General features: G+C 37.5%; 25 protein-coding genes. 19 read left to right on the forward strand and 6 right to left on the reverse strand.

What is annotated here, in order from left to right; genetic code table 11:
- Positions 1-97 precede the first annotated feature (97 nt).
- The 4 genes from LJC66_RS07120 (at position 98) to LJC66_RS07135 (ending at position 3927) form a co-directional block, all read left to right on the forward strand.
- The gene (locus LJC66_RS07120) at positions 98-1048 is read left to right on the forward strand and encodes an ABC transporter substrate-binding protein (RefSeq protein WP_195694968.1); all 951 of its coding nucleotides are present in this window, start codon (positions 98-100) and stop codon (positions 1046-1048) included.
- Positions 1049-1138: 90 nt separating this feature from the next.
- The gene (locus tag LJC66_RS07125; RefSeq protein WP_195694967.1) at positions 1139-2146 is read left to right on the forward strand and encodes a FecCD family ABC transporter permease; all 1008 of its coding nucleotides are present in this window, start codon (positions 1139-1141) and stop codon (positions 2144-2146) included.
- Positions 2143-3123, forward strand: a complete 981-nt coding sequence (locus LJC66_RS07130) for a FecCD family ABC transporter permease (RefSeq protein WP_230932121.1) — start codon at positions 2143-2145, stop codon at positions 3121-3123. The genes LJC66_RS07125 and LJC66_RS07130 overlap by 4 nt, the downstream gene beginning before the upstream one ends.
- Before the next feature lie 18 nt (positions 3124-3141).
- Positions 3142-3927 carry an ABC transporter ATP-binding protein gene (locus LJC66_RS07135; RefSeq protein ID WP_230932122.1) on the forward strand — a complete coding sequence of 262 codons (786 nt, stop codon included), beginning with the start codon at positions 3142-3144 and terminating at the stop codon, positions 3925-3927.
- Between the two features lie 22 nt (positions 3928-3949).
- Here LJC66_RS07135 and LJC66_RS07140 read toward each other — a convergent pair whose 3' ends face one another.
- Together LJC66_RS07140 and LJC66_RS07145 are read right to left on the reverse strand one after the other, a co-directional pair.
- The gene (locus LJC66_RS07140; protein WP_195694964.1) at positions 3950-4255 is read right to left on the reverse strand and encodes a transposase; all 306 of its coding nucleotides are present in this window, start codon (positions 4253-4255) and stop codon (positions 3950-3952) included.
- An 88-nt stretch (positions 4256-4343) separates the two neighbouring features.
- Complete coding sequence (locus LJC66_RS07145; protein WP_195694963.1) at positions 4344-4895, reverse strand: TVP38/TMEM64 family protein; 552 nt, start codon at positions 4893-4895, stop codon at positions 4344-4346.
- Between the two features lie 494 nt (positions 4896-5389).
- Here LJC66_RS07145 and LJC66_RS07150 point away from each other — a divergent pair, with 494 nt between their 5' ends.
- The gene (locus tag LJC66_RS07150) at positions 5390-5707 is read left to right on the forward strand and encodes a hypothetical protein (RefSeq protein ID WP_013056195.1); all 318 of its coding nucleotides are present in this window, start codon (positions 5390-5392) and stop codon (positions 5705-5707) included.
- A gap of 339 nt (positions 5708-6046) precedes the next feature.
- Positions 6047-6571 (forward strand): cupin domain-containing protein, encoded by a 525-nt coding sequence (locus tag LJC66_RS07155; protein WP_050690762.1) that lies wholly within the window; start codon positions 6047-6049, stop codon positions 6569-6571.
- A gap of 33 nt (positions 6572-6604) precedes the next feature.
- Here LJC66_RS07155 and LJC66_RS07160 read toward each other — a convergent pair whose 3' ends face one another.
- The 3 genes from LJC66_RS07160 to desA all read right to left on the reverse strand — a co-directional run bounded on the left by LJC66_RS07160 (position 6605) and on the right by desA (position 9512).
- Positions 6605-7207, reverse strand: coding sequence for a response regulator transcription factor (locus LJC66_RS07160; protein WP_013056197.1), 603 nt, complete (start codon positions 7205-7207; stop codon positions 6605-6607).
- The gene (locus tag LJC66_RS07165) at positions 7204-8346 is read right to left on the reverse strand and encodes a sensor histidine kinase (RefSeq protein ID WP_025749309.1); all 1143 of its coding nucleotides are present in this window, start codon (positions 8344-8346) and stop codon (positions 7204-7206) included. Before LJC66_RS07165 ends, LJC66_RS07160 begins: the two co-directional genes overlap by 4 nt.
- 122 nt (positions 8347-8468) lie before the next feature.
- A complete protein-coding gene (gene desA, locus LJC66_RS07170) occupies positions 8469-9512 on the reverse strand; it encodes a Delta(5) desaturase DesA (protein ID WP_195694961.1) in 1044 nt (347 codons plus the stop codon).
- A gap of 223 nt (positions 9513-9735) precedes the next feature.
- Between desA and LJC66_RS07175 the strand changes: the two genes are divergently transcribed.
- The 9 genes from LJC66_RS07175 to LJC66_RS07215 all read left to right on the forward strand — a co-directional run bounded on the left by LJC66_RS07175 (position 9736) and on the right by LJC66_RS07215 (position 19225).
- Positions 9736-10131 carry a ribosomal maturation YjgA family protein gene (locus tag LJC66_RS07175; protein WP_195694960.1) on the forward strand — a complete coding sequence of 132 codons (396 nt, stop codon included), beginning with the start codon at positions 9736-9738 and terminating at the stop codon, positions 10129-10131.
- Positions 10132-10288: 157 nt separating this feature from the next.
- Entirely contained in the window at positions 10289-10843 is a 555-nt protein-coding gene (locus LJC66_RS07180) for a hypothetical protein (RefSeq protein WP_230932123.1), read from the forward strand.
- A gap of 257 nt (positions 10844-11100) precedes the next feature.
- On the forward strand, positions 11101-12603 hold the full coding sequence (cls, locus tag LJC66_RS07185) for a cardiolipin synthase (RefSeq protein ID WP_013056202.1): 1503 nt from the start codon (positions 11101-11103) through the stop codon (positions 12601-12603).
- Positions 12604-12638: 35 nt separating this feature from the next.
- On the forward strand, positions 12639-13493 hold the full coding sequence (locus LJC66_RS07190; RefSeq protein ID WP_195694958.1) for a DUF1206 domain-containing protein: 855 nt from the start codon (positions 12639-12641) through the stop codon (positions 13491-13493).
- 84 nt (positions 13494-13577) lie between these two features.
- Entirely contained in the window at positions 13578-13799 is a 222-nt protein-coding gene (locus tag LJC66_RS07195; RefSeq protein WP_045294391.1) for a spore germination protein, read from the forward strand.
- A 217-nt stretch (positions 13800-14016) separates the two neighbouring features.
- On the forward strand, positions 14017-15462 hold the full coding sequence (locus tag LJC66_RS07200; RefSeq protein WP_195694957.1) for a glycosyl hydrolase family 18 protein: 1446 nt from the start codon (positions 14017-14019) through the stop codon (positions 15460-15462).
- Positions 15463-15751: 289 nt separating this feature from the next.
- Positions 15752-16954, forward strand: a complete 1203-nt coding sequence (locus tag LJC66_RS07205; RefSeq protein WP_230932124.1) for a macrolide family glycosyltransferase — start codon at positions 15752-15754, stop codon at positions 16952-16954.
- Between the two features lie 44 nt (positions 16955-16998).
- Positions 16999-17907 (forward strand): UTP--glucose-1-phosphate uridylyltransferase GalU, encoded by a 909-nt coding sequence (gene galU / locus LJC66_RS07210; RefSeq protein ID WP_230932125.1) that lies wholly within the window; start codon positions 16999-17001, stop codon positions 17905-17907.
- Positions 17908-18010: 103 nt separating this feature from the next.
- Positions 18011-19225 (forward strand): sugar efflux transporter, encoded by a 1215-nt coding sequence (locus LJC66_RS07215; protein WP_230932126.1) that lies wholly within the window; start codon positions 18011-18013, stop codon positions 19223-19225.
- A 279-nt stretch (positions 19226-19504) separates the two neighbouring features.
- Here the strand turns inward: LJC66_RS07215 and LJC66_RS07220 are convergent, their stop codons facing one another.
- Entirely contained in the window at positions 19505-20728 is a 1224-nt protein-coding gene (locus LJC66_RS07220) for an MFS transporter (protein WP_116737193.1), read from the reverse strand.
- A 419-nt stretch (positions 20729-21147) separates the two neighbouring features.
- Here LJC66_RS07220 and LJC66_RS07225 point away from each other — a divergent pair, with 419 nt between their 5' ends.
- The 4 genes from LJC66_RS07225 to LJC66_RS07240 all read left to right on the forward strand — a co-directional run bounded on the left by LJC66_RS07225 (position 21148) and on the right by LJC66_RS07240 (position 24722).
- A complete protein-coding gene (locus LJC66_RS07225; protein WP_014460871.1) occupies positions 21148-21519 on the forward strand; it encodes a thiol-disulfide oxidoreductase DCC family protein in 372 nt (123 codons plus the stop codon).
- A 183-nt stretch (positions 21520-21702) separates the two neighbouring features.
- The gene (locus tag LJC66_RS07230) at positions 21703-22620 is read left to right on the forward strand and encodes an oxidoreductase (RefSeq protein ID WP_195694952.1); all 918 of its coding nucleotides are present in this window, start codon (positions 21703-21705) and stop codon (positions 22618-22620) included.
- A 180-nt stretch (positions 22621-22800) separates the two neighbouring features.
- Complete coding sequence (locus tag LJC66_RS07235; protein WP_116737189.1) at positions 22801-23781, forward strand: DUF3231 family protein; 981 nt, start codon at positions 22801-22803, stop codon at positions 23779-23781.
- A 200-nt stretch (positions 23782-23981) separates the two neighbouring features.
- A complete protein-coding gene (locus LJC66_RS07240; RefSeq protein WP_230932127.1) occupies positions 23982-24722 on the forward strand; it encodes a DsbA family oxidoreductase in 741 nt (246 codons plus the stop codon).
- The last annotated feature ends 60 nt before the right edge of the window (positions 24723-24782 follow it).

The raw sequence follows: 24782 nt of genomic DNA on the forward strand, positions 1-24782 counted from the left end.
ACGAGAAAACTATTGACTCATCTTGAATTAACAGATAACATTGATGATAATGATTATCAGCGTCAAAAAGAGTATATACATAGGAGGAAGCATTAAAATGAAGCAAGTTAAAAAGATTAGACTTCTCAGTATAGCTGCTATTGTTGCTATTTTATTTGTTCTAGCAGGATGCGGGTCAAATCAAAATTCGTCGAAAGAAAATTCAGATAATAACCAAAAGGTGTCTGTTCAGCATGAGCTTGGAAAAACGAAAGTTCCTAAAAATCCTAAAAAAGTAGTTGTTCTTGAACTATCCTTTGTGGATGCTCTGCAAGGTTTAGGAATGAAGCCAGTAGGAATTGCAGATGACAACAAAAAAGATATGATTAAAAAACTTGTAGGTGGAAAGATTGACTACACTTCAGTAGGAACACGTCAACAGCCGAATTTAGAAGTAATTAGTTCCCTGCAGCCGGACTTAATTATCGCCGATGTGCAGCGTCATAAAGCAATTTATAAAGAATTAAACAAAATTGCGCCTACAATCGAATTAAAAAGCCGTGAATCTACATATGAAGAAAATATAGACTCATTTAAAACAATTGCAAAAGCAGTAGGAAAAGAAAAAAAGGCAGAGCAGCGATTAAATGAGCATGAAGAAACAATTTCAAAATTAAAAAATGAGTTAAAAGAAGAAAGTGGTCAGACAGTCTTACCAGCAGTTGTCAGAGATACTTCTTTCCAAGCGCATACGTCTTCTTCTTATGACGGAGAATTTCTTGAAAAGCTAGGGTTGAAGAACGCTGTGCAGAACAAAGAAGCATATGCTGAAATGAATTTAGAGCAGCTGTCAGACATTAATCCAGATATTTTAATCCTAGCAAATAATGAAGGCAAACTTGTAACGGATGAATGGAAAAAAAATCCTCTTTGGGAAAATTTAGAAGCTGTTAAAAATGATAAAGTGTTTGTAGTAGACCGTGATTTATGGACAAGATTCCGAGGGGTGATTTCAGCTGAGGCAATTGGAAAAGATACGGTTAAGTTACTAAACAATAAGCAGCAGTAATATAGCGGAATCTGACAAAGAGGCGAGAATAGTTATTCTATTCTTGCTTCTATTTGTTTAGAAAAGAAAACTGTAGAAAGTGTGTTGGAAATGACAAACCTTGTCCAAAAGCAAAAAATAAATAAATACATTGTGTTGGTAGCTAGTGTTTGCTTGTTAATCATCGGAATGATTTTGCATGTCGCTGTGGGATCCTCTGCAGTTAGTTTTACAGAAGTAATTAAAGCAATTTTTGCTCCTGATGACTCTAAGCAGACAACGATCGTACAGACGCTCAGGTTGCCAAGAGCCGTGCTGGCAGCTCTTATTGGAGCCAGCTTGGCAGTTGCTGGAGCATTGATGCAAGCTATTACACGAAATTCGCTTGCTTCACCCCAAGTGTTTGGGGTGAACGCAGGTGCTTCGTTAGCGATTGTAATAGCTTTTATTCTATTTCCTGACCTTACCTCTCAATCAACTGTTTATATTGCCTTTTTAGGAGCAGCTTTAGGAGGAATAACGGTTTATTTGTTCGCATCGGGCGGAAAGACAACTCATGTGAAACTAGCACTTGCCGGAATGGCCGTGCATTTATTTTTATCGTCGCTTACTCAAGGAGTGATTGTGTTAAATGAACAAGCTACGGACGTTTTGTATTGGCTTGTAGGTTCTATTAACGGGAAAGACTGGACTCATGTGAAAATTTTGTTACCTTGGTCATTTCTAGGTCTTCTTCTAGCTTTTGTATCATCTCGTTCTATATCGATCCTAGTGTTAGGAGAGAATATGGCAACGGGTTTAGGTGAAAAGGTAAAATGGATTCGCTTTTTTGCAGGTATACTAGTCATTATGCTTGCAGGTGCATCTGTTGCCGTTGCGGGGCCAATTGGATTTGTAGGTCTCATTGTACCTCACATAGCTAGAAAATTAGTAGGAGGAGACTATCAGCGGATCCTGCCATTTTCAGCTCTATTAGGAGCTATCTTGCTTGTTTATGCCGATGTACTGTCTCGTTTCATTGCATATCCTTTTGAATCGCCAGTAGGTATCGTAACAGCTCTTATCGGAGCTCCTTTCTTTTTATATCTTGCTAGAAAAGGGAGGAATATTAAGCAATGAAAAGAAAACACCCTTATCAAATATTAAGTATCTTATTATTATGTTTAATCTTCACGGTTGTAATTAGCTTAGGAGTAGGAGCCGTTTATATTTCCCCTGCAGAAATCTTTCAGCAAATAGTAGGTAGTTCCCAAGGTAGTTCCTTTATTTTAACAAATTATCGCATTCCACGTACCCTCATTGCTATTGTGGTCGGTGCGGCTTTAGCGGTAGCAGGAGCTATTTTGCAAGGGATATTAAAAAACCCGCTTGCTTCTCCTGATGTTATCGGTGTAACAAAAGGAGCAGGGCTATTCGCCGTTTTTATCTTAATTGTATTTCCAGCTGCTTCTATGCTTCTGCTGCCGCTTTCAGCTTTTTTAGGAGCATCAGTCATCGCTGTTATACTTATGGTGTTTTCCTATTCTCAAGGAGCTAAAACTCATACGCTGGCTTTAGTGGGTGTAGCTTTAGGAGCTATTTGCCAGGCTGGAATTCAGTATTTTATGATTAAGTTTCCGGATGACGTGAATACAACTCTTCTTTGGCTTACAGGAAGCTTATGGGGAAGAGGCTGGAGTGAGCTTTTGATGTTAATTCCTTGCGTCGTACTTGTGCCTTTTATTATTATATTTGCATCTAAGCTCGATATTTTAAACTTAGGAGATGAGATTGCAGTTGGCCTAGGAGAGCGAACAAAGTACGTTCGTTATACACTATTGAGTATGGCTGTGATATTGACAGGATTATCTGTAGCTGTGGTTGGGTCAATTGGTTTTATTGGTTTAATTGCTCCTCATATTGGTAGGAGGCTAGTAGGAAGCCGTTCGAAGTTCTTGTTACCAGTTTCAGCAGCAGTAGGTGCTTTATTCCTGCTAATTGCTGACAGTTTAGGAAGAGGGGTTATGCCGCCCGTTGAGATTCCAGCTGGAATTGTAACATCTGTTATTGGTGCCCCTTATTTTCTATATTTACTGCGGCGTGAACAGAAAAAATAGGAGAAAGGAGGAAGAGTAATGACAAAGTTAACTGCGGAAAAACTTTCGCTATCATATGATTCAACTTCAGTTATTCGCGATATTGACCTTCACATTCCAGAAGGAAAGATAAGCATAATCATTGGATCGAATGGCTGCGGAAAATCAACAATCCTTCGTTCATTGGCGCGTTTATTGAAGCCAACAGAAGGAAGTATATATTTAAATGGAAAAGATATTCATCGTCATTCATCAAAAGAAGTAGCAAAAAAACTGGCTATTTTGCCTCAAGCTCCTGAAGCTCCTGAAGATTTAACAGTAAAAGAGCTGTGCTATTACGGTCGTCACCCTCATAAGGGCTTATTTGCTCGCTATTCTGCTGAAGATCATCAAATTGTAGAAGAGGCTTTACAGGCAACTAAACTGTCTAATTTAAGTCACCGCACACTGGATGCGCTCTCTGGAGGACAGCGTCAAAGGGCCTGGATTGCAATGGCATTAGCACAGGGTACGGAGCTTCTGCTTTTGGATGAGCCTACCACATATTTAGATTTAGCTCATCAGATTGAGGTGCTTGAACTTCTTCGTTCTTTAAACCAAAAGAGAAATTGTACAATTGTGATGGTCTTGCACGATTTAAACCAAGCAGCTCGCTATGCAGATCATTTAATCAGTATTTCAAACGGTCAGATTTACAAAGAAGGTTCTCCTGCTCAAGTATTTACAGAAGAAATGATAAGAGATGTGTTTAATTTATCATCAACTATCATTCAAAATCCGGTTGATGGTTCACCTCTATGTATACCAACTGGAATCATAAAATAAACTGCACTTAAAAAACAGCGTACTATTTTCCCATAGTACGCTGTTTTACATTTAAGGTCAGAGCTAACAGTTTATACAGTGCATAGATTCCAAGGTACGCTCCGGTTAATAAAAAAGCTGAATTTAAAAAGATTGCATGAATGCTCGTCATAAAAACAGTATGGTTTTTTAAGATACGATAGATAGAAGCAGCGGCTATATTTCCAAATACTAGCGCTGAAAGAAGGGCTAGCGTATTAAAAACTAGTTCTGCTCCTTTCCACTTTAGTGAGAAAAAAAGCATGATAATAGGAATAATGATACTTCCAGAAACCAATAGAAAAATCAATGGACCATCTCCAATACGTTATCTTATTACAGTTACATAAGATAATGTTTTTGCTTATTTTTAGATAGTCTTCCCTTTTTATAGTCTGTTAAGCTTTTTTCTTCCATTTTTTACTTATATAAAAAAGCAAAAAAATGGATAAAACCACTAAAATGATTTTGCCTTGCATAGATCCGTGTGAAATATGATAAACCGAATAAACTTCAATAAAAAGCGCTGGAATTTTTCCAAGTGCGCTAGCAGAAATGAATACCGCAAAGGAGCCTTTTCCTACAGCGCTGAAGAATGTAATGAGGCCTGATGGAACAAAGGGAAGTAATCGCAAAGAAAGAATTAATATAAAACTCTCTTTCCCTTGTACGCGCAGCAGCTTTAGCCACTTGGAGTGAGAAGGTGTTTTGGTATGAACAAGTGTGCGGAACCCTTTCCGATACAGCCAAAAAGAGAGAGCTACACCTAAAACTTCTCCAATAAAAGAAAGTAAAAATCCGTTCCAAAAACCAAATAATTTTACGTTTACGAACGTAAGGGGTGCGCTTGGAAATACGCCCGTAATGCTGATAAGAATGTTCAAGAGAATGCTTATAAACCCAGCTGCTTCTAAATATTCAAGCAGAAATGTTTGAAGATAGTCAGTCATGGTTATACTCCTATTTATGTTTTACCTGTAGGGCTATTTTAGGTGATTTTCTACTATTATATAATTTTCGGCATGAAATAAGTAGGTAGGCAGTTTATAAAAAACAAAACAGGGTAACTACTTACTAATGAAAGATGACTTACTGATTTGAAGGGATGGACAACTCATGTTGAAATTTTTGCTTGTTATTGTAGTTATATTATTAATTATTATGATTTTTAAACGCTTTATCCGAAAATAAAAATGCTAACTAAGCAGCTCGTGAGATCTTTCTCACGAGCTCTTTTGCGGAGCTATTCAGTAGTTCAACAATACACTTTTTACCTGTGATGAATATCACTGCAGCTAGAGAAATGAAGGGGTAAGATAGAAATGGGAGGGAGGTATATGGAATTATTAGTCTATCTCAGCACTTATTTATCAGGAGGAGCTATCGCATTATGGCTAATTAATGCAGCATTTAATGGATTATTAAAATAACAGAGGGAGAGAAAATGAACGATTCTAAAGGTATATTTAACGATAAAGAAAGAAAGCTTGCTCGCTATTTGGAGACGTACACAACTGAGCAGATTTTAACTGAAGCAGGCATGTCTTCGTCTGCTGCGCTATATGAGTTGAAAAAAATAAGATTACCGCGGGCAGTTGCTAATACGATTGTTTATTACGTACTGGCAACAAATAATCAAAAGCTGGTTATGTACAAACTGCTCATGTTAGCTGGCGTTTGTAAAAAGCTTGGCATTCAAGATGCACAGGCAGCCCTCACTTTTATCAAAAAATATTACGTTTGTCATCAGCATTTACACTAAAAAGTACATCTGTCTGAGGGGGGAAAGAGATGAATATTGTCCCGTTTAAGCAGCGTTCATCTGAAAAAAATGATCAAGGCAGAGAACAGCCGTTTCAATGTTTCATTGAGGGAGATCGATTTCAGTTAGATTTGTATATGACATATTTATTTCATCGCTGCCATTCTTGCAGGTATAGATATAGCCGTGCTAACAGAAAGGGTAGGATGTAATGATAAGATACCAGTGGTAAGCGGCTTCATTTTTCCTGATGGAATAATGAAGCCGTTTGTTGTGTTAGAAAGAATGATTTATTATGATGTAGTTAATGATAAAAGAAAAAGGAAGGGAAGGAACGTAATGGATTTACATAAGTGGGAATATTGGATTTCAAAGCTCGAGCTTCAGCCTCATCCAGAAGGAGGGTTTTATAAACAAACCTATCGCTCCAATGATGAAATTTCTGATAAAGAAGTGTCATCGGAGTTTGATGATAAACGATTTCTATATACGAGTATTTACTTTTTATTAAGGTCTCAAGATGTATCGCATTTCCACCGGCTTCAATCAGATGAACTATGGTACTATCATGGGGGAAGCCCTTTAACCATTCATATTATTTACCGCGACGGAACTTATCAAGAAGTAAAACTAGGTACAAACTTAGAAAATGGAGAAGTTCCTCAATTTTTAGTTCCAAGAGATACGATTTTTGGTTCCTCTGTGGCAAATGAGAATACGTTTTCTCTCGTTGGATGCATGGTCGCACCAGGTTTTGATTTCCGTGACTTTGAATTATTCACAAAACAGCAGCTGCTTGATGAATTCCCCGAGCATGTTGTGATCATCGACAAATTAGGGTACGATAAATTGCCAAATGATTAAAAAGCATGCATCTCGGTTTGATGCATGCTTTTTTCATTTGAACCAGCCTTTTTCCTTAAAGCGAGTAATGGCTTCAATGCGGTTCTTTACTTCGAGTTTGTCCAGAATGGTAGAAATATAATTGCGCACCGTTCCAGTCTTAATAGATAGTTCGTCAGCAATTTCTTTTGTGTTTTTTCCATCAGCTACTAGAGCTAATACTTCTTTCTCTCTAGCTGTAAGAGGACTAGTAGATTCACTATATAAGTCATCCACTAATTCTGGAGCATAGAGGCGTCTGCCTGCCATCACGCTTCGAATGGAATTTGCGAGTTCTTCACTCGGGCTATCTTTTAGCAAGTATCCGCTTACGCCGGCTTTCAAAGCTCTTTGAAAATAGCCGGAGCGAGCGAACGTTGTCAAAATGATGACTTTGCAGTTTAAATCTTTCAGTTCCTCTGCAGCTTCAAGCCCAGTTTTAAGAGGCATCTCGATATCCATTACGCATATATCTGGCTGGTGCTGCTTAGCAAGTGATACCGCTTGTTCCCCATTTGAAGCTTTTCCGACAACTTCCATGTCATCTTCTAAATTTAACAAAGAGCCTAAAGCCCCTAACATCATTTGCTGATCTTCGGCAATAACAATTCGAATCATAATTGTTCCTCCTTAATATGTTTAACGATGTTTGGAACTGTAATATGAATAATCGTCCCCCCTTGACTGGAGATATCAAGATGGCCGTTTACAAACTCCAGCCGTTCTTTCATTCCTAAAAGACCGTTTCCTTTCCAGCAGGTTTTCTTCGTATTAATACCAACTCCATTGTCTTCTACCGTTATGCCTACTTCTTTTGCAGACTGATGTAAAGTAATCGTGCAAACGGTGGCTTGACTATGTTTGACCACATTGGTTACTGCTTCTTTTAAGCACATGCTAAGAATATTTTCAATTAGCAACGACACATTCTCTAATGAAATGGCCTCTTCTCCTACAAACTTAATTTCGGCAGCTTCTAAAAGCTCTTGAACGCGTTTTAGTTCTTCACTAAGGCGGATTCCACGCATTTGAGAAACCATGTTTCTCACTTCATTAAGAGCCGTGCGCGCTGTTTGCTGGACATCTTTTAATTCTGATTTTGCTTTTTCAGGATCTTTTGTAATAAGTTTTCTTGCTAAATCACTTTTTAGACCGATAAGAGACAGCTTTTGTCCTAACGTATCGTGCAGATCGCGAGCTATCCGCTGGCGTTCTTCCTGTTTTACAAGCTCAGAAATACGTTTATTTGCATCTTCAAGCTGTTCTTCCAGCCGGTCTCGCTTCTTCCGATTATAAATGCTAAATGGCAGTACAATCACACTGATGGAAATTACAAAAATGAAAGGCAGCTGTTTTAAAAAGATCTCTTCTTGCATAACAACGTTAAAGTTTACCGAAATAACGGTGCTAATTAAATGAACAGCATACAAAGTGAAGAAAGCGAGCCGTTTTTGGATATTTCCAATAAAATAAGCGATAAAAAAAGCAAAGTAAAAGGCAAAGTAAATATAATTAAAAATAGTTGTCAGGGCTAAGGAAATAACGATTAACAAAGCCGTCCATACGTAAACGGACTTGCCTGTTGAAACAAACGCAAAACGATAGAAAATAAAAAATAAGATGGTGAGTAACGAACCAACAATAATGTGATTCATAGATGAAGACTGTAAAATAAAATAAAATGGTAGAATGACAAATACCGTCCATATGTAAGGAGATAGCCCAGTGATTTTTTGGAAAAACGTATATTTTTTCATAAAGAACCTCGTTTACTTGTTAAAATACACTATTAGTTTACCACAAAGTAGAACGAAATAAGTTTAGAGAGATAGATAAAACAGTCAAGCTTTTGAAAGCTTGACTGTTTTGTTTTATTTTATTAAAGTTCCGCTTTTGTTTGAGATGAAATTCTGCTTGCTTTTGGTGCAGCTGAGCGTTTTTTAATTTCTTTAAAGCTCACAAACTTTTTGTTTTCTTCATCCCATAGACGGAATCGAAGAGAGCGAAGACTTGTTGCGAGTGTAATGGTTGGTACATTTTGAAGAGGCTGTGTGTGTTGATGAACAGCTTCAAGCTTATAGTTGGGCACTCTTGGACTTAAATGATGTACATGGTGAAACCCAATATTGCCTGTTAGCCATTGCAATAGTTTTGGAAGCTTGTAAAATGAACTTCCTTCAACGGCTGCTTTTACATAATCCCAGTGCTCATCTTCTTCAAAATAGGAATCTTCAAACTGATGCTGTACATAAAACAGCCAAATTCCAATGGAACCTGAAATGAAGAAAATCGGTCCTTGAATTAATAGGAACGCCTGCCAACCTACCAACCAGCAGGTCGCTGCTGCTAATGCAACGATCAATACATTTGTAAGATACGTATTCATTCTTTCTTGTTTCTTCGCATTTTTTTGATTGAATCGGTTTGTAATCAAAAATACATATATAGGTCCCACGCCGAACATAATGAACGGGTTACGATAGATACGGTAAGCGATTTTTTTCCAAATAGAAGCTTCTTTATATTCTGTTACGGTTAACACCCAAATGTCACCCGTACCTCTTTTATCTAAGTTGCTGCTTGTTGCATGGTGAATTGCATGGCTATGTCCCCATTGACTGTAAGGGAACATCGTTAAGACACCGGTAATGGTTCCGAGAATTTTATTGTGTTGTCTACTTTTAAAGAAAGAGTAGTGACAACAGTCATGAAAAATAATGAATATTCTCACTAAAAATCCTGCTGCGATAACAGTTAGCGGAAATGCTAAAAAATAAGAAATTGAAAGGCTCTCATAAGCGAGAAACCACAGTGTGAAAAAAGGTAAAAAAGTATTAATCAATTGTCTTATGCTGTCTTTCATTACTGCTTTTTCAAAAGGTGCAACTTGTTTTCGTAAATTCTTTTGTTTTTGTATAGTCATATGAAATTCCTTTCATCACCGTATATTACCCTCAGTATAAAGAGATTTTTCTGACTATTTAAGACATACGTGTCATATAGAAACTATGACAGTTGTCATATATACGTAGGGGGAAGCTGTAAAAAATGAAAAAAAGCGGTATATAACAGTCTGCGGTTCTGATAAAATTATACAGTGAAGGCTTATTGCTACGGAGTATTTAAGAAGAAAAAAGGAGTTTGAAATGAATAAAAGAAATAGATGGGTATATCTTCTTCTAGCTTTTGTTATCATGGGAGCAGGGCTTTTATCAAGAAAACTTACCGCGTATCTTCCTCACATCGTAAATATATATGCGGGAGATTCGTTATGGGCCTTAATGATTTTTGTCAGCGCGGGTTTTTTGTTTCCTACATGGAGGATAAAAATGATTGGTATGTTTGCTATAGTGTTTTGTTACTTCATTGAATTTACACAGCTGTATCACACTCGGTGGATTGATGACATAAGAAAGACTGCGCTAGGAGGGCTCACTCTGGGGTATGGCTTCTTATGGAGCGATATACTAGCTTATTCGATTGGAGTCGGGGCAGGAATGAGCTGGGAATATTATAGATATCGATTTAAAAGATCCGCCTAGCAAATACGGTTCAACGAATCTTAGAACTCAGCTGAGGATGGAATAAGCCGTAAGGTTATGAAGCAGGATGTATATACGTAAAAATAAACTTATGCATAAAAATTTTCACTTAAAACCAATTTTCTATTCGTTGAACGAGAGGAAGAGAGGGGATTATTTGAACTTAATAGCCTGGATGATTATTGCATGTGAAATCGCTTTTTGGATAGTCATCATTTTAGGATTAGCAGCAAGGTATATGTTTAAAAAACAAAAGCTTAGTTTTTTTATTTTAGCTCTAACACCTGTTGTTGATTTTGTTCTTCTGATTGTGACGAGCGTAGACCTTTACGGAGGTGCTACAGCGACCTATGCTCACGCTATTGCAGCCGTGTATATTGGAATTTCGATCGCTTTTGGGAAAAGTATGATTCAATGGGCAGACGAACGCTTTCAATATCATGTGATGAAAAGCGGAGAAAAACCTCGTAGGCGCTATGGAAAAGAATATGCAAAGCATTATTTTAAGTCATGGATACAGCATCTTGTTGCTTACGCTATTGGAGCAGCTCTTTTAGCAGCGATGATGTATATAGTACCAAATGGAAAAACCAACGTGCTGCAAAATGTAGTGGAATTTTGGACAGTTATTGTAGGAATTGATTTCTTATTATCTCTTTCTAATTTTGTTTGGCCTAAAAAAGAAAAAGAGTCCGGTTATACCAACTCATAAAAAGACATCGTCATGCGTGTAAAACAAAAAACCTCCCCGTAAGGAGGTTTTTTTTTTTACCATCCAGGGTATAGGTATATGAATGATGCTTGTCTGAGATAGTTCAGTTTAGTTGCTTAAGCGGCTAAACTGCTTTTTGTGCAAATATATGTACATTTTATGTAGCGTGCATGATAAGAATTCTGTGTATTCCATATACTACCTCATATGAAAGATAGACAAGTGATACAATACAGTTTGTTTTTAGGGGAGCTTTTATGAAAAAACGCCGGTTGGACTTTATTTTTTTATTTATTATTTTACTTTCCATTTATGCTTTCTTTTTTACCTCTATTGATGTTCATTGGAAGTATGCCTTAGTTGGATTATATGGTGTCATCATTTTCATTTGTATGTATTCACTTATGCTTGAAAATCGAACGCCTGAAAGTACGTTGGTTTGGATGTATGTCCTCTTTTTCTTCCCTGTTGCAGGTTTTTTCTTTTATTTGTATTCAGGACAGCTCTATTTAAAGGGGCATATGTTCAAAAAAAAGCGTATGCATAACCGAGAGATGCTTAGAAAGATGGCAGATAAAGAAACGACCCCTGATCTATCGCCGCTTCAATCGCATCAGCGTTACTTTGCTCAGTATCTTCAATGTGTATCTTTGACGAAGATGAATGTTCATACAAAAACCTACGTCCTTAAGAACGGGCAAGAAACGTTTAATGAAATCAAAAAGCATTTGCAATCAGCAAAACAGTTTATTCATATGGAATACTATATGTTTCACTCAGATTCTCTAGGAAAAGAAATCATTGATATTTTAATAAAAAAAGCAAGCGAAGGTATAGAAGTGCGCTTTACATTCGATACAATGGGAAGTTTTACACTATCGGGTTCAGATATTAAACGAATGAAAAAAGCGAATATTAAAGTGCATCCTTTCTTACCTATTAAGTATGGATTTTTCAATCAAAAATTTAACTTTCGAAACCACCGTAAAATAGTCGTAATTGACGGGGAAGTAGGTTTTGTAGGGGGATTGAATGTTGGGGATGAGTATCTAGGAAAAAACAAAAAAATTGGTTTTTGGAGAGATACTCATCTGATGCTAAAAGGAGAATCTGTTCAAACCTTGCATTCGATCTTTATGTTCGATTGGGAATACGTTTCTGGAGAATGCTTAATTAACAATGAAGCGTATACAAAGCCTCATCCTGTCGAAGGAGAAGGCTTTGTGCAAGTGGTGGCGACAGGGCCTGATACGCAGGAAAATATGAGTGATTATTACTATACTATGATTACAAGCGCGACGAAATCAATCTGGATTTCAACTCCTTATTTTGTTCCAAATGAAGCCATAAGAACCGCCCTTCGTATTGCGGCTAGAAAAGGTGTAGAGGTACGGATTATGGTACCCGAAATTAATGATGGCTTTCTGACTCAATATGGAACGAGGTCATATTTTGCTGAACTTCTTCGATGTGGAATTGAAGTATATTCGTATAGAAAAGGGTTTTTGCATCAAAAAATTGTGATTATAGACGGAGATATGGCTTCGGTCGGTACTGCAAATATGGATATGAGAAGTTTTCATCTGAACTTTGAAGTTAATGCATTTTTAATTGAAGGAGAGACGATTCAAACGCTCATCAAAAATTACGAAGAAGATATTGAAGACAGTCATTTGATCAAACCAGTAGCATTTTACAAGCGAAGCTTAGTAGAACGTTCGAAAGAGTCATTTGCACGCTTATTTTCAGGTGTTTTATAAAATAAAGTTTGTTTTCAAAAAGCAGGAGGAAACGTATGGGTGAATCTCCATTTGTTAAAAAAGATACGTTGGGCCGAAAGTTACATCGCTTAAAAGAACGTACTAAGCCATTTGTCGTGCGTTTTTCACGGTTTGGTCATGTGGCTCAAGGTGTGGTCTATTTTATCATCGGTATATTAGCGATTCAGACAGCTTTCGGATTAAAAGGCGATTTAGTTACTTCTCAAGGAGCCCTACACACAATTGCAAAGCAGCCGTTTGGATTTTTAATTTTAATTGTTTTGGCAGTAGGTTTAAGTGGATATGCGTTTTGGCAAATCATTTCTGCTATTTTTGATCCTCACCACGTTGGACATGGAGGAAAAGGCGTTTTTACTCGTTTAGGCTATTTAGTTGTCGCCACGTTTTATATTAGTCTTTGTGTGAGTTCGGTGAAAATTTTGCTTCATGCTCACGTTCATACGTCAGGTAAGCATTATCAGACGGTGTCAGCCAAGTTGTTATCTTATCCCTTTGGGCAAACCATCATTGCGCTTACAGGTATCGGTATCATTATCTTTGGTATAGGACAAGTATACTGGGCTCTTTCAGGACGCTTCCTAAAAAAACTAAAGAAAAACGAAATGTCAAAAGAAGAGTGGCGATGGAGCGGGCATATCGGAAAAGCAGGTATTATTGCCCGAAGTATCGTCTTTGGCATTATTGGTTTCTTTCTTATTCGCACGGCTCTTCAAGCGGATCCAGACGAAACGAAAGGGTTAGATGGAGCACTTGCTGAAGTAGCACAGCGTCCTTTTGGGTCTGTACTGCTGGCTATCGTATCAATCGGGCTTATGGCATACGGAGTATATATGTTTGCAGAATCAAGGTATAAACGAATTGATCCTTAATAAAATTAAAAAGATGAAAAAGCTACTTTTTGGCCTTCTGCTCATATCCTATAGCAGATAGATATTGAACAGGAGGAGAGGCAGATGCCATCGGTAGTAGGAGCCGTAAATATCTCGAATGTATTGGTTTCATCTTCAGTGGAGTTTGGTGATTGTCTAGCTATTAAGCCAAAAAGCACAGCTTTTACAACAGTCGGTTCTGGCAGCGGGAACACAGGGAATTTTATGAATATTACAAGCAGTGCCAGTACCGCTAATACAATTGATATGGATATTAAAGATCAAAATGTAGTGGGAAATGCATAAGAAACGAAAGCTTATCGTCATCGGACGGTAAGCTTTTTTATTTGAATTTTACGTATACCCAGACGTCGCTTTACCACAATGTACCTCTAGGATTCTATCTTATAGGAGTAGTAAACTAGACAGGTGATGTCAAAAAGTGGGGAGGCGAAATTATAAAATGAAGAAAATATGTATGAGCCTGATCGTTCTCTGTCTTTTCAGCGGAGGATTGGCCCCGATGAGTAAAGGAGCCGCTGCTTCTTCAGTGGGCACTGTCAAAGGTGACAACGTAAACGTATATCGTTCTCCTTCTTTACATTCTTCTGTTATGCAGACAGTGAAAAAAGGAGAAGAATTTCCTGTCATTTCATCTGAAGCTGGAGATGCAGCTCAGGTTGCTACTCATACGGTAGTGCCGGGAAATACACTATGGCTACTAGCTAAGCAATACGGTGTAACAGTCAGTGATCTAATAAAACAAAATCAGCTGAAAAAGACGGAGCTGATTCCAGGGCAAACGCTGAAAATACCGCCAAAAGGCTTGTTACATAAAGTAGTATCAGGAGATACGCTTTGGAAAATCTCCGTAAAGTACGGTGTAAAAGCAAATGAATTAACAAAGTTAAATCAGCTATCCTCAACAAACATTAAGCCCGGACAAATGCTTATTATTCCTGATTACTATGTACAAGTACAGCTTTTGGAAGGAAAAAAGGGCTGGATCAAAAAATCTGATTTAGCGCAAAAGAAGCATCAGCCTGTAGTTATGGGTTGGAGCTTTAATGAAAAAACAGCAGGCTACACAGAATCGATGAAACAAAAGAATTTAGACGTTGTTTCACCTCGTTGGTTTACGCTAACGTCGAATGACAAAGTTGTTTCATCTTCTATAAATGAATCATATGTTCAAACGGCTCATAAAAACGGCAAAAAAGTCTGGCCGCTCATCGGTAACAATTTCGATGATGTGCTTACAAGCGATGTGCTAAGTAACAAAGCAAAGCGGCAAAAGCTTGTATCGTCAGTAGAAAGTTCGCTAGTAAAAACAAACAGCGATGGGATCAATGTTGACTTTGAAAATATTAATATCAAAAACAAACAAGATTTTGTTTTATTTATTAAAGAATTAAAAGCAGCGTTAAAGCCTCATGGTATGACCGTTTCAGTAGATGTCACACGAGAAAATAATGATCCGTTTTGGTCAGGAAGCTTTGATCGAAAACAGATTGGTCAAGTGGCAGATTACGTCATTATGATGGGTTATGAAGAACACTGGGGAGGAAGTCAGGTTCCAGGGTCTGTGGCTTCGCTGCCTTGGGTGAAAGAAGGAACAGAACTTCTTATGAAAGATGTACCTGCACATAAAATCCTGCTGGGAGTTCCTTTTTATACGCGAGAATGGAAAACGAATCTATCGACCAAAAAAGTTGTCACAAAAGACTTAACGATGAAAGAAGCTGAATCTGTTATCTCTTCTAAAAAGCTGACCAAGAAATGGGACAGCCAAGCCTCTCAGTACTATGTAGAATACACCGAAAATGGTACGAAGCATCAAATATGGCTCGAGGACAAAGCATCTATGCAGCGCCGGGTTAATTTGATTAATGACTATCATTTAGGCGGAGCGGCAGCTTGGTATATTGGTTCAGAAACATCAGATATATGGGAGTTATACAACTTCTAAACGAACAACACACCTCATGCTTAATGTAGCGGGGTGTGTTTTTTTATTCGAATCAGGTGTAAAGCGTATACATCTATTTACAAACAAGATAAATTTTACAATATTTGTTTTTCTTGAGTTAATTTATAACTATATTCCAAAATGAGCCTATTTAACCTTTTTTTAGTTGAAAACGCTTAATGACTTTACGGTAAAGATAATTTATAGTAAATTCAGTTTCTATACAATAGATTTACTAAATGAATAATTAAGTCATTTAATCATTAACTAAGTGAAAGGAATGGATGTTATGGGAAATGTATTAGTAATAGGCTTTCCAGGTGAAGGGCATGTGAATCCTTCTTTAGGAATTGTAAAAGAATTGATGGCTCAAGGGGAGAAGGTCGTCTATTACGGCATTGAAGACTACGCTGAAAAAATTCAAAAATCAGGCGCGACATTTCGTGAATACGAAGATTTTCGTCCAAGTCTTGATATGAGCAATCGAATGACCAAAGAAGAGTCTTATGATCGCTATGAAGTAATGAATTTGTTTTTAAATGAATCTGAGAATATTATTACTAAAATCATGAGTGAAACAAAGCATGAAACATATGATTATGTACTTTATGATTATCACCTTTTAGCAGGTTCCACTGTGGCCGACCTTCTTCAGCTTCCGAAGGTTTCTCTTTGTACGACATTTGCGTTAAATAAGGAGTTAGCAACTTGTATGATGCCAAGTGGTCAAACAGAGCCTGAACAATCTTCCTTTTATCCTCAATTCGAAAAATCATTAAATAAGTTCAACAACCAATATAATACTGAGTTAAAAGATTCCATGGACATTATGTCGAATCCAGGGGATATTACGTTAGTATTTACGTCAGAATTCTTTCAGCCACACGTATCTGAATTTACGAATGAGTACAAGTTTATTGGTCCTTCAATTGTTAAACGACTAGATATTGAAGATCCTTCTTACTTACAAAATGAAAATGAAAAAATTATTTTTGTTTCTATGGGAACTATTTTTAATCAGCAGCTAGAAGTCTATAACTTATGTATAGAAGCATTAAAAGATTTTAAGGGTAAAGTTATTTTATCTATTGGTAAAAATACAAAACCTGAAGAATTAGCACACATTCCAGAAAACTTCATTGTGAAACAGTACGTACCGCAGCTAGAAATTTTAAAACGTGCGGATTTATTTATTACTCACGGCGGAATGAACAGCAGCAGTGAAGGTTTATACTACGATACGCCGCTTGTCGTTATTCCAATGGCCGTGGATCAATTTATGGTTGGAGATCGTGTGCAGGAGTTAGGAGCAGGTGTAAAATTAGATAAAAATAATGTATCTGCTGAGCTAATCAAAAATACAGTTAACGACGTTTTAACTACTCCCACATATAAACAGCATGCACAACAAATTGGAGAATCACTTCGCTCAGCGGGAGGATACAAACAAGGAGTGAAAGAAATTTTCAAGATGGTGCCTGTTAAAGCGTAATAGATGTAAGGCAGCTAGATAACTAACAGAGAGGAGTAAATAATATGAAGACTATAAAAAAAGCAGTTATACCGGCAGCAGGGTTAGGTACTCGTTTTTTACCCGTTACAAAATCTATTCCAAAAGAAATGCTTCCAATTGTAAATAAGCCCGTAATTCAATTTATTGTAGAAGAAGCCTTAAAATCAGGAATCGAAGATATTTTAATTGTTACAGGAAACGGGAAACAAGCAATTGAAAATCATTTTGATCATAATGTTCAACTAGAACACTTGCTTGATCAAAAAGGAAAAACTGAACTATTAGAAGAAATGGAGCATATCTCTGAACTAGCGAATATTCATTACGTGCGTCAAAAAGAAATGAAGGGTCTTGGCCATGCGATTAACTGCGCTCGACAGTTTATTGGAAACGAACCGTTTGCAGTTTTACTTGGAGATGACTTAACAGACCCAGACCAGCCTTGTTTAAAACAGCTGATTGACCAGTATAACCAAACGGGATCGTCGGTTATCGGCGTACAGCGCGTAGAGGAAGAATCCGTTCACCGTTACGGGATTATAGATCCAAAAGCAAATAAAAAACGGTTATACGAAGTGAATGGTTTTGTAGAAAAACCGTCAGTCGAAGAAGCTCCGTCTAATTTAGGAATTATTGGACGGTATGTATTTACACCTGACATTTTTGATTATCTTGAAACGCAAGAAGCTGGAAAAGGCGGGGAAATTCAGCTAACGGATGCTATTCAGCGTATGAATATAGACCGTTCTATTTATGCTTACGAATTCGAAGGCAAACGTTATGATGCAGGGGAAAAATTAGATTTTATTTTTACGACTCTTGCTTTTGCATTAAAAGATGAAGAATTAAAAGCACCTCTTTTGAGCAAATTCAAAGAACTTATTAGCAAAGAAGAACAAAAAGAAAAAATCGCTGTGCAAATTGGAAAATAAGCTTTATTTACACACCTTTCTTCTACTTTTTCTTGAAGAAAGGTGCATTTTTTTGCGGAAATGGAACGTTTAACAGCTGGATAGAAAGGGTTGAAATGAGTTTATGTCGAAAGCAGAAAATTCGTTTGTATCAGGCATAAAGATTGTATTTACAGACCGGGATTTTCGAACGATTTTTATTTCATTATTTATTATCGGATTGTCTGTTGGCGGCTTTATGCCTTATTTAACGGTTTGGGCAACAAATACATTGCATGCCACTTCTTTTCAAGCAGGGTTTTTATTTGTGCCAATGAGCATTATTGGTTTAATCGTATCGTTTTATTTAGCTTCGTTATCAGACAAATGGGGGAAACGAAAGCCATTTATTATTTGGGCGTTACTGATTGGAACCATTTCAAGAGTGCCATTAGCGTTTACGCATTCTTATACAATAGCACTCATTTTACTTGCTATAGGAGGGTTTAATGCGTTTTCTTTTTTCTTTGCCCTGCTGAATGATTTTATTGTTAAAAAGCAAGAAAGCAAATCGCAGGCAGGTACGATTACTGGTACCGTGCGAATGGCTTTTTCACAAGGCTATATTTTTGGGCCTATGCTTGGTGCTTTAATCATTGACCACGGAGGGTATACTCTTTTATTTTTATTATCAGGGTTGTTATCCCTAGCAACTTTAGTGTGGGTTCTTTTTGCGCTTAAAGAAGAAAGCAGTATACCTCAAACTTCAGCTCATGCATCTTCAAAAGCGCCAGCTCGTATACCTTCTGTATTGATAGCTGTATTCGTAGCAGCTCTTTTCATTTTTGCGGGGGACTCCGGTCGTTCTATGTATTTGCCGCTGTATGTAACAGATACCTTAAAGCAATCCGTTTCGATTGTAGGTATTCTCTTTACCGTAACATCTGTTTTTGAGCTAGTATTTATGCCATTAGGAGGCTATTTTTCTGATAAGATTGGCGTTAAACGATTCTTTGTTATTGGAATAGCTTGCCAAGTGCTTTATTTTATTTTAACGAGTCTTCATCTACCGCTGAGTGGATTAATTGCGCTTCAAGTATTTTATGCTTTTATTCTATCCGCTACAATGGGAGTAGGAATGGTGTATGCTCAGTCACTAGCCCCGCGTCAAATTGGACTAGCCACAACGGCATATATGATGGCTATACAAACTTCAGCAGTTGTCAGCAGCTTAGCTATGGGGTCACTAGTTAACGTGATTCCGTTGCCTTCTACCTTTTACATTTTAGCTGTTTTTGCGGTTATTTCAGGTGTGATGTTTCTATTTATGAAGCAAAAATCAGCTGAGGAAATGACTTAAAAAGTTAAGAAGAAGTTGAGGTTTTACTAAATTAATCCAATATAAAGACGAACAAATAGTATGCATGAGCTGGACTGCTTGTGACACCGCAGTTGATTTCCGTGCAAGTCTTCGCTTTCCGCGGATGGCCGATGAGCCTCCTCGTCGCTTGCGCTCCAATCAACTGCTAGAAGGACCTAAACAAATGACCCATACGTTCACCATAATAAAAAAACGAACCATTAATCAATGGTTCGTTTTTTTACTTTCTCTAAAATACTTTTGCCCCAGCCTCTTTATTTATGATGCTGTTTCTTGTATTTGTTCGCTGCGATTTTTATTTAAAATTTTTCGGTAGCGGTAATTAACAAAAGCCGCTGCCGCCATACCTACTACTGAAAGCATCGCATCAAAAATAAAGATGATCGAAATATGTCCTGTTTTAGACATGAGCCCTGTTGCTAAAGGCAATAAAATTGCAGCTAATCCAGCAGCGGTCGCTACAATTCCCGTAACCGTTCCTTTTTTGTTCCAGAAAAGCTCGGTCATAACGGTAATCGCTAATTGAAAGACCCCAGCCGTAGAAAATCCCATCAAAAAAGCAGCTGCAATCGCGATAGCAGGTACTTTAACAAACAGCAGGGTAAGTACAGCGATAAGAGTAATCATCGGGTAAACAAGGATAACCGTTACAGGGCGAAGCACTTTGCTTAATAATACGGCTAATACTAAAACAGAGATTAAAGCTCCGATGCTATAGTAGCTTAAAAGGCGAACCGAGCTGCTTTCAGCCATACCTAATACTTGTTGACCATAAGTAGGAAGCCAAATTTGAGCCACTGTAAAAAGCGCTGTAGAAGTAAATCCAATCACAATAAGAGCAATTCCTTCTTGCTTCATCTTAGGAGGAGAGACGAATTTATTTTCTGCCGCACTTTCTTGTTGAACTGTATTCTGTTCGCGTTTATGATTGGGAAAAGGCAGTTTGAACATAAAGATCATATTTAGTAAATAAATAAGAGCCGGAAGGAAAAAAGCATACCCATAAAACAAATCACGATCTGCAAAAAAGGCAATCATAAACGGAAGAAGTGCCGCTCCAGCTGATATAAATGCTTTTACAAGAACACTGGCTGAACCTGAAGATTTAGGGAAAACTTCAATTAAAGCAGGGTATGTTCCAGCGTCCATAGCAGAGTTTGCAATACCAGCAATAATGGCAAAGATAAAGGCTGTTGGATAATTTGGCGATAATGGAATGCCGATTAAGAAAATAGCCATCGTCAGAGACGAAACAAGAATCAAAGGTTTTCGTCCGACTTTATCAGACAAGATGCCTGATAGAGAATACGAAAGCAATTTTCCAATTCCGATAGCCGAAATAATATAGCTGATTCCAGCACCGTCGGTATTTAATTGTTTTGTCAAAAATGACATATTTGATGCAAGCATGATATTGACCATGCCAAGTAGAAAATAGTTAATATACATACCTGAAGCTGACAGCATGTACTTATTTTTCATCGTTTACACATCCTTACGTAAAAAAGCTTATATGAAATGGATAAAAGTAATCATCCGTTCCTCCTTTTTTCTTCGTTATTTATAAACCTACTTCCATGATAAGTTTATGAAGACATTACCTTTACCTTTTATCATTGGATTTATTCAGTTCTTTTTAGTATGCGACTGAATGGGTGTGTCTAGTGCTTCAAATCAATATGAAATCTATTCTAACATGTTTTTAGCGCTTTAAACCAAAAAAGTGATATTTTATAAAAAAATCCTGCCTTCTTTCACGGCTTCACAAAAGAAACCCCACAAAAAATGTTCGCTTTAAAGCCAGGCTATACAAGAAATGCCTCCTAATGATGATTATTAAAAATGAGAAAAGGGTATTTATAAACTAAGGAAAAAGAAATAAGGGAAGAAAGGTGGAAACAATGAAGCACAAAGTATTTTTTGATGCGGAATGTCCTTTATGTTACAACGTAAAAAAAATAATTAAAGCGCTAGACTGGACGAACCAAATCCAGTGGATTCCAGTTCAATACATTGAACGAACGGAGTATAGCTATTTAAAAGAAGAAGGAAGAGACTTATATGATCAAATTCATATGGTCACCAAAAAAGGGGAAGTATTAGCAGGATTTGAAACGGTCAGAAGGCTTTTAGCTGTTTTGCCTCTTACATTCCCAATAGGTGTGCTTCTGCATTTACCATTGATGAAAAAAGCGTTTAGTCCGCTATATAAATGGATCTCCACAAACAGGTACGACTGGTTTGGACGCTACGATTCACCGCGGACCACATGAACATATAAAAGGGACGAGCTGTGAAAAAGCTTGTTCCTTTTGTTTTGAAGACATTATACTTTATACATATCTTGATTTTTAAAAAAGAACACAAGAAGGTTTCAGATAAAAAAACGTAAAATTTAGTGTGACTGAGACGCGTAAATTCTAGAAAAAAGCTATAGCTGAAAGGGAGAAATTTATATGACAACAAAATGGACAGCTGAACGAATGCCTGATATAACGGGAAAAACAGCCCTTATAACGGGAGGAAACAGTGGTATTGGCTTTGAAGCTGCAAAGGCTCTAGCAGCTCGCGGAGCAGAAATCATTCTTGCTGTGCGTAATGAGGAAAAAGGGAAAGAAGCTAAGAAGAGAATTAAAGCAGATAACGGGAATGCTAAAGTGACTATTATGTCATTAGATCTCAGTGACTTGAGCTCTATTCGGGATTTTGCCAATCAATTTCTTCAACAATACTTGTCTTTGGATCTTCTCATTAATAATGCAGGCGTGATGGTGCCGCCTCACAGCAAAACGAAAGACGGATTTGAACTGCAGTTTGGCTGTAATCATTTAGGGCATTTTGCACTTACGGGTTTGCTGCTTCCTTTACTAATGGCCACTCCACATTCACGTGTCGTAACGGTAAGCAGTATAGCCGCTAATTCTGGAGAAATCTATTTTGATAATCTAGACGGAGAAAAAGGCTACAGTCCAATGAAGTTCTATAGACAAAGCAAACTCGCCAACCTATTGTTTGCCAAAGAATTGCAAACTCGCTTAGAAGCAGCCGGATCAACGACAATTAGTGCCGCTGTACATCCAGGTATTTCTAATACAAACCTATTATCACGCGGTTCAGGTAAAGAACCAAACGGCTTGTTGAAATTTTTAGTCAAGCTATTTAGTCAATCTGCAGAAATGGGCGCGCTGCCTACTCTTTATGCAGCTACTGAACCAATAGAAGGCGGTACATATATTGGGCCAGACGGAAAAGATGCTAAAAAAGGATATCCTGTAAAAGATATGATGGGAGACGTTTTATTTAAACCGGACGTAGCGGAAAAACTATGGAGCGTATCTGAGGACTTAACAGGTGTTGAGTACTCGTTTCGTTAAGATAAAAAACAGTTCTGTAAGTGCGGAGCTGTTTTTTTGTTGCTCAAAAGCTATAGGTCAGCGGGTTAAATAAAAAAAAGAATGTTGGATAGCATAATGATAAGTAAACGTACAATGAGTATGTTCTCTTTTGAGAGATAAAAGCACTCAACAAAGCTGAAGAAGCGGAGGGAAGTAACAGTGCCTGATAAACCTAGTATTACCTCAAGTGAAATTGGAACGCTGTGGATGACATATCAGCAGAAAACGTTAATCATTTGCTTGTTGGATTATATGATTGAACATGCAGACGATGAAGATGCTAAAACAATCATGACGGACTTGCGTGAACAGCTTATTATATACATACGAAAGATAAAAACAATATTTGAAAAAGAAGGAGCCGTAGTGCCAACGGGGCTTTCATCTCAAGACGTAAACGTACAGGCTCCAAAACTATTTACTAATGGATTTGATATTATGTTTCTTCGTGTTATTAAAGAAATTAGTATGGGGATGTATACATTAAGTTTAGGTAAGGCCTACAGAGAAGATGTGGTGAAATTTTATCAAGATTTAACAAAGATTACGCAAGGTTGCTACGATTCCTGTACGCAGTATTTACTGAAAAAAGGGATTTTATCACGCCCACCCTATATTCCGATGCCAACTAGCGTTGAGTTTGTTTCGGATAGAAAATATCTAAGCGGCTTAAATGTATTTGCGGATAAAAGAGTATTAAATACGATGGAGCTAGCTCAGCTTTATCATGGGGTCGAAACAAACATTGTCGGGATGAAGTTAATGAAGGCTTTTTCTCAAACGGCTAAAGATACTGAAGTCAAAAAGCATTTTTTGAAAGGAAAAGAGCTCAGTAAAAAGATTATTACGCGTCTAGAAGAAGTAATTATACAAGACGATATTTCACCTTCTGTTGCCTCAACAGGAAGCATAACGACTTCTGAGACGCCTGCTTTTTCTGATCGTTTGATGCTGACATGCGATATTTTACTTAGTAATTTTAGTATTGGAAGTCAGGCATTTGGAGCAGCCTTTAGTTTTAGAAGAGATATTGTAGCTAAAATGATGCTGATAGGAGAAGATGCGTTTCAATATGCAAGCGAAGCAACAGAAATTATGATCAAAAAAGGCTGGCTTGAAGTTCCCCCAAGCATTAATTAGCTAATATGAAAATACGTATTTACATGATGCTCTTCTAAAAGCAATGAATTTAAAATAAGTGAGATAAAAACACCGTGTTGATTGAATACACTTAGTATGTAAATCAACACCGTGTTTTTGCTTTGTTTGAGCAAGTTATGATGGAAATTCTTCAAAGGTATGCTACGATAAGAATTATCTTGAATTGAAGAGGTGTCACGATGAAAATAGAAGTTTGGTCAGATTTTGTCTGTCCTTTTTGTTATATTGGAAAGCGTCGATTAGAGCAAGCGCTTCAGCAATTTGCACACAAAGATGATGTGCAGGTTGAATTTAAAAGCTTCGAGCTAGATCCAAATGCCCCAGTTAATACTGGTAAAACGATTAATGAAGCTCTTGCTGCTAAGTATGGAATGACCATTGAACAAGCAAAGCAAGCAAATGAAGGTATCGGACAGCAGGCAGCTGGTGTGGGATTATCCTTTAATTTTGACGATATGAAGCCAACTAATACATTTGACGCTCATCGTTTAGCTAAATTTGCAAAAGCTCAAGGAAAAGAAGCAGCCATGACAGAAAAGCTTCTTTATGCATATTTTACTGAGTCAAAACATTTAGGTGAAGAAGAGACGCTGGTTGCTGTTGCAGAAGATGCCGGTCTTGACCGAGAAGAAGCACGTCAAATTCTTACGGATAAAAACGCATATGCAAATGAAGTGCGCAGTGATGAAGCAACGGCTCAGCAATATGGTATTAGCGGTGTTCCATATTTTGTTGTTAATCAAAAATATGCGATTTCAGGTGCACAGCCAGTCGAAACATTCGTAGGGGCTCTCCAACAAGTATGGGAAGAAGAAAATCCGACTCCCACTTTGAAGAGTCTTTCTCCAGAAGGCGCAGATGATGCCTTTTGTGCAGATGGGCAATGTGCCGTTCCTGATTCCTCTAAAAACCAACAATAAACAAAAAGCAGAGGCGGAAATTCCGCCTCTGCTTTTTGTTTATTTGCAAAAAAATTCACA

The sequence above is a fragment of the Priestia sp. TSO9 genome (genome assembly GCF_021029645.1).
Taxonomy (GTDB): domain Bacteria; phylum Bacillota; class Bacilli; order Bacillales; family Bacillaceae_H; genus Priestia; species Priestia megaterium_E.